A 4,942-nucleotide genomic window follows, 5' to 3' on the forward strand; every position below is an offset into this window, starting at 1 on the left:
TGCAGGAGCTCGTCGACGAGGGCAAGATCCGCCACGTCGGCGTCTCCAACTTCGACGAGGAGCAGATGGCGGCGTTCGACCGCCGTCGGCCGGTGGAGACGCTGCAGCCGCCATACCACCTGTTCCGCCGCGGCATCGAGACCGGCGTGCTCCCCTACGTGCGCGAGCACGACATCGGGACGCTCGTCTACTCCCCGCTCGGCTCCGGGCTCCTCACCGGCGCGATGGACGAGAACACGACGTTCGAGGAGTCGGATTGGCGCTCGCAGGCCTCCGCGTTCCAGGGCGACAAGTTCCGGACCAACCTCGCGGTGATCGAGCGGCTGAAGAACTTCGCCGCCGACAAGGGCATCGAGGTCTCCCAGCTGGCCATCGCCTGGGTGCTCGCCCAGGACGGCATCGACGTCGCGATCGTCGGGGCCCGTTCGGAGAAGAACATCGAGCGCTCGCTGGCCGCGGTCGACGTCGAGCTGTCCGACGAGGACCTCCGCGAGATCGAGAAGCTCACCGCCGACGGCATCCAGGTCTCCGGCGCGTCCCCCGAGGGCGTGGCGTAGGCGCCCGACGTCGGGGCTACTCCGGCAGCGCGAACTGGATGCGCTGGATCGAGGTGCTGATCGGCGCGAACAGCTCGCGACGGATCCGGTTGTGCTCGGGGTCCGCGTCGTAGATCCGGTACGCCTCGTCGTCGGGGAAGTCGACGGTGAGGCAGTACGACGCGTTCCCCGGGCGCAGCCCGAGGTCCCGTCCGGCGAGCAGGGTGAACTCGAGGCCCGCCACCCGCAGGTCGCGCAGCGCCTGGAGGGCGGACTCGACCTGCTCCGGCGACACCCCGTCGGCGACGACCCCGACCACCACGTTGCGGATCACGGGGTCAGCATGCCGTCCGTCAGATCGCGCGGCAGCTCGTCGGGCGGCAGCTCGTCCGACGGGCGGAACGGCTCGGCCGCGACACGCGCCGAGCGCGACGCGCACCGCTCGAGCACCGTGCCCAGCCCGCTCCGGGTCGCGACCACGAGCAGCCGGTCCCCGACCTTGAGGCGACGGTGCGGACGCGGCGGGATCTCCAGCACGGCGTCGGGGCCGGCCCCGCGGTAGACCCCGACGACCCGCACCGCGCCGGGCTCGACCAGCCCGCCCACGGTCAGCCCGGCCATCAGCGACGCGCGCCCGACAGTCACCTCGGCCATGAGGAGGATCCGGCGCCCGACCGGGATCGTCGCGAGCACCTGCCCGTCGCGCAGGGCCGCGGCGAAGACCGGCGCGGCCACGTAGGACACGCTGCGCGAAATCGCGTCCATGCCCCGCTCCACGCGCGCCGCGAGGTCGTCGTCGCGCAGGCGCAGCACGACGCGCACCGCGCGCTGGACGGACCGCCCGACGAGCGCGGCCTGCAGGTTGGTCGCGTCGTCGCTGGTCACGGCGACCAGCGCGCGGCACTCCTCGGCACCGGCCTCGCGCAGCACCCGCTCGCGGGTCGCGTCGCCCAGCACGACGGGCACGCCGGCCCGCGCCACCGCGGCCACCCCGACGGCGTCGTCGGTGCGCTCGACGGCCACCACCGGGACGCCCCGCTCGCGCAGGGTGCTGACGATGCGCGTGCCGACGTTGCCGAGACCGACGACGACGACGTGGTCCCGGCGCGGCATCCGCCGGGGCCCGCTGCCCACCACCCGGGCACTGACGGCGCTCTCCACGACCACCGCCGTCACCAGCGGGATGATCGCGATGCCGATGACCGTGACGAAGCCCTGGATGACCCGGACGGCGACGCTGGCGCCGGTGTCGGGCTGGGCGGCGCCCGCGGAGTCGAGCACCGCGAGGTAGACCGCGTCGCCGAGCGAGTACCCGCCGGCCGTCGCGAACGCCATGGTGCCCAGGACGAACAGCCCGAACAGGGCGAGTGTCGCGCGGGCGAGGCGGCGCGTGAGGCTGCCGCGCAGCCGCACGAGGAGCCGGTCGGCGACGTTGCGCAGGCGCTCGGTGCGGGGCCGGGAGAGCTGGTCGGTCGCGCGGGCCCGGGACTCCGCGACGGCCAGGACGTAGTCGGCCGCGTCGGGCCCGGTCCCGTCCTCGGGCAGCAGCCGCGGCCCGCCGCGCGCACCGGTCTGGGAATTGGCGGCGAGCCCGCACACGACGGCCTCGTCGCGCACCTCGCGGCGTCCGGCGACGACGAAGGTCCGGTCGGGGACCCGCACGTGCTGGCGCGTGTTGCGCCCGATGGCCTGCGCGACGAACGAGGGGGCGGCGGTCTCGGACACCGAGAGCACCGTGGCGGTCGGCAGGATCTGCTCGATGCGCCTGCCCAGGCGGGTGTTGAACAGCCGGACGACGAGGCGCACGCCGGGGTCGATCTCCTGCACCCGCAGCGCCCGGTGGATGTTGGTGACGTCCTCGCGGTCGACGAGCGCCACCGCCGTCGCCCCGCGCACCCCGGCGGCGAGGAAGGTGCGGTCGTCGTCGGAGCGTCCGCCCTCGACCAGCTGCACGCCGGGCGACCGCTCGATCTCCGGGACGTAGCGGCCGGTGCGGTCGGCCACGACGACGACGATGTCGACGGCGCTGCCCTGGCGCCGCAGCGCCTGCACGATGCGCAGCGTCAGCAGGTTGTCCCCGCAGATCACGAAGCGCTGGGTGCGCCGACCCGACGGTGTCGCCCCCGCACTCGTCACGAGCGCGCACCCTAACCGCGCGTGACGCCCGACCGTGCCCTTTCGGGCCCGTCCACCGTCTCCGCGGTGCCCGCCTCGTCGACGGCCGCCGTGGCGCGCGCGCCGTGGACCGCGGGCACCGCGAGCTCGGTGTCGGCCTCGCGCCCGCGGAGGCGGCGGGTGCCGATGACGGTCCAGCGCCGTGCCTCGGCAGGCCTGGCGCGGTGCAGGGCGGCCCCCGAGACCGCGACCCGCCCGGGCATCCCCTTGGCGAGGTCGCAGAGCCGGGCCGCCTCGTTCACCGGGTCCCCGATGACGGTGTACTCGTAGCGCCGCGCGACCCCGATGTTCCCCGCGACGGCCTCCCCGGCCGACACCCCGATCCCGGCCCGGACCGCGACCCCGCGCCCGAGCCGGTCGGTCAGCGCGCGGGCGGTGGCGAGGGCGGCGCCGGCCGCGTCGTCGTGGTCGGTGGGCGCGCCGAAGACGGCGAGCGCGGCGTCGCCCTCGAACTTGTTGATCCACCCGCCGTGGCCCTCGACGACGTCGACGACCTCGGCGAAGAACCGGTTGAGGTGGCCCATGACCTCGGTCGGCGGGCGGGTGGCGGCCAGGTGGGTCGACCCGACCAGGTCGACGAACAGCACCGCCACGTCGCGCACCTCGCCGCCGAGCTCGACCCGGCCGGCCACCGCCGCGGCGGCGACGTCCTCCCCGACCTGCTGGCCGAACAGCTCGCGCACCCGGTCCCGCTCCCGCAGCCCGGCAACCATCGTGTTGAAGCCGGACTGGAGCAGGCCGAGCTCGGTGGTGTCCGAGACCTCGACGGTGACGTCGAGGTCGCCGTCCTCGACGCGGCGCAGGGCGCGGCGGACCGCGAGCACCGAGGCGGCGAGCGAGGTGGACGTCAGCGCGGTGACGAGGAAACCGACGGCGAGCGCGAGCAGCGCCAGCACGAGGGTGACGAGGCCGAGCCGGTCGACGGTGAAGTACTTCGAGTAGACCAGCGAGGTCGCGGCGGCGATGACGAGGCCGAGCAGCGGGACGCCGGTGCCCATCACCCAGGTGCCGAGCGAGCGCAGGGCGACGCCGGGCAGCCCGTTCCCGCTGGGCGGCTGGAGCACGAACACCCGCGCGACCTCGCGGCGCAGCGCGAGCTCGGTCAGCCGGTACGCGACCGTGACGGTCGTGATCGCGCCCAGCGCGATCATGCAGGCGACCGCGACCGCCAGCGTGGCCGACCAGCGCGCGTCGACCACGGCGAACAGCAGCACGCCGACCAGCCACGGCACCGCCTGCACCACCGCGAGGCGCAGCGGCGCCCGCAGGACCACCCGGCGTGCCCGGACGCGGTGCCGGTCGCGGGCGGCCTCGGACGCCCCGGGGCCCGGCGGGTCGGGGATGCGCATCCAGGACCAGCCGACCGCGAACGCCATGGCCGCGCCGAGCGGGGCGTAGACGCCGAACAGGAGGAGGTTGACGCGCAGCGCGTCCGTCTGGTCGGCGACGAGCACCCGGAACGGGAGCACCCACCCGGCGAGCCCGACGAGCAGGCCCGCGCCGACGAGGTTGGCCACGACGATCAGCGCGCCGGCGACCGCCTTCGTCCGGAACGCGACGTCGCTGGGCGCCTCGGCGGCCCCCTCACCGCGCTCACCGGCGCGCGACGGCGGGCCCGCGGGCGGTGCCGCGGGCCCGGTCGCGTCGTCCGGTGGGCGTCGGGTCACGGTTCCCGACGGTAACCACGCACCCCCGCCCCGCGGGGGTGGTGTGGTCGAGGCGTCAGCTGTCCGATCCGGACGCGGCGGGCATTCCCGGCGTGTTCGTCGGCATCGGCGGACGCTGGGGGGTCTCCATCGTGTCCGGGCCGGTGGACTTCGCCGCGCCGGGCCGGGGCAGACCGAGCTCCTGCCGGCGCTCGTTGGCCTCGCGGAGCTTCTTGGCCGGGAGCGAGAGCCGCCAGATCGAGCGGGTGGCCTGCCAGAACTGCCGCGGGAACGAGCCCGTGGTGTAGGGCAGCTCGTACTTCTCGCACAGCGCCCGGACGCGCTCCGCGATCTCCGGGTACCGGTTGGACGGGAGGTCGGGGTAGAGGTGGTGCTCGATCTGGTAGCCCAGCGAGCCGGACATGATGTGCATCAGCCGGCTGCCGGTGAAGTTGGCCGACCCGAGCAGCTGGCGCAGGTACCACTCGCCCTGCGTCTCGTTCTCCAGCTCCTCCTCGGTGAACACCTCGGCGCCGTCGGGGAAGTGCCCGCAGAAGATGATCGCGTAGGACCAGATGTTGCGGA

At 74.8% G+C, this 4,942-nt stretch carries 5 protein-coding genes; 1 reads left to right on the forward strand and 4 read right to left on the reverse strand.

Features of this window, described 5'->3' with window-relative positions:
* On the forward strand, positions 1–557 hold a 557-nt coding region (locus AC0CYZ_RS00815), incomplete at its 5' end, for an aldo/keto reductase (RefSeq protein WP_472211145.1).
* A 16-nt stretch (positions 558–573) separates the two neighbouring features.
* Here the strand turns inward: AC0CYZ_RS00815 and AC0CYZ_RS00820 are convergent.
* The 4 genes from AC0CYZ_RS00820 to AC0CYZ_RS00835 form a co-directional block, all read right to left on the reverse strand.
* Complete coding sequence (locus AC0CYZ_RS00820) at positions 574–870, reverse strand: Dabb family protein (RefSeq protein WP_472211148.1); 297 nt, start codon at positions 868–870, stop codon at positions 574–576.
* Positions 867–2,672, reverse strand: coding sequence for a potassium channel family protein (locus AC0CYZ_RS00825; protein ID WP_472211151.1), 1,806 nt, complete (start codon positions 2,670–2,672; stop codon positions 867–869). The genes AC0CYZ_RS00820 and AC0CYZ_RS00825 overlap by 4 nt, the downstream gene beginning before the upstream one ends.
* Before the next feature lie 11 nt (positions 2,673–2,683).
* On the reverse strand, positions 2,684–4,378 hold the full coding sequence (locus tag AC0CYZ_RS00830; RefSeq protein WP_472211154.1) for an adenylate/guanylate cyclase domain-containing protein: 1,695 nt from the start codon (positions 4,376–4,378) through the stop codon (positions 2,684–2,686).
* Positions 4,379–4,433: 55 nt separating this feature from the next.
* Positions 4,434–4,942: fatty acid desaturase family protein (locus tag AC0CYZ_RS00835; protein WP_472211157.1), on the reverse strand; the 509-nt coding region annotated here is incomplete at its 5' end.

Source organism: Actinomycetospora sp. (genome assembly GCF_055612215.1).